The sequence below is a fragment of the Escherichia sp. R1 genome (genome assembly GCF_003000935.1).
GTDB lineage: Bacteria > Pseudomonadota > Gammaproteobacteria > Enterobacterales > Enterobacteriaceae > Escherichia > Escherichia coli.
In genome coordinates, this window is record NZ_PSRU01000073.1 from 1 (window position 1) to 1,114 (window position 1,114).

1 protein-coding gene is annotated in these 1,114 nt (G+C 56.5%); it reads left to right on the plus strand.

Going from position 1 to position 1,114, the window contains the following annotated elements; all coding sequences use genetic code 11:
- Positions 1 to 1,110 (plus strand): glutamate decarboxylase (locus tag C4F37_RS27105; protein ID WP_100621514.1); only part of this gene is annotated, 1,110 nt, incomplete at its 5' end.
- Positions 1,111 to 1,114 lie beyond the last annotated feature (4 nt).

Here is a 1,114-nt window from a genome sequence, read left to right on the forward strand (position 1 = left end):
CTGCGTTGCGTAAACATGGTTGCCGATCTGTGGCATGCGCCTGCACCGAAAAATGGTCAGGCCGTTGGCACCAACACCATTGGTTCTTCCGAGGCCTGTATGCTCGGCGGGATGGCGATGAAATGGCGTTGGCGCAAGCGTATGGAAGCCGCAGGCAAACCAACGGATAAACCAAACCTGGTGTGCGGTCCGGTACAAATCTGCTGGCATAAATTCGCCCGCTACTGGGATGTGGAGTTGCGTGAGATCCCTATGTGCCCCGGTCAGTTGTTTATGGACCCGAAACGCATGATTGAAGCCTGCGACGAAAATACCATCGGCGTGGTGCCGACTTTCGGCGTGACCTACACCGGTAACTATGAGTTCCCGCAGCCGCTGCACGATGCGCTGGATAAATTCCAGGCCGACACCGGTATCGACATCGACATGCACATCGACGCCGCCAGCGGTGGCTTCCTGGCACCGTTCGTCGCCCCGGATATCGTCTGGGACTTCCGCCTGCCGCGTGTGAAATCGATCAGTGCTTCAGGCCATAAATTCGGTCTGGCTCCGCTGGGCTGCGGCTGGGTTATCTGGCGTGATGAAGAAGCGCTGCCGCAGGAACTGGTGTTCAACGTTGACTACCTCGGCGGTCAGATTGGTACTTTCGCCATCAACTTCTCCCGCCCGGCGGGTCAGGTGATTGCACAGTACTATGAATTCCTGCGCCTCGGTCGTGAAGGCTATACCAAAGTACAGAACGCTTCCTACCAGGTTGCCGCTTATCTGGCGGATGAAATCGCCAAACTGGGGCCGTATGAGTTCATCTGTACCGGTCGCCCGGACGAAGGCATCCCGGCGGTTTGCTTCAAACTGAAAGATGGTGAAGATCCAGGATACACCCTGTACGACCTCTCTGAACGTCTGCGTCTGCGCGGCTGGCAGGTTCCGGCCTTCACTCTCGGCGGTGAAGCCACCGACATCGTGGTGATGCGCATTATGTGTCGTCGCGGCTTCGAAATGGACTTTGCTGAACTGTTGCTGGAAGACTACAAAGCCTCCCTGAAATATCTCAGCGACCACCCGAAACTGCAGGGTATTGCCCAGCAGAACAGCTTTAAACACACCTGATAAC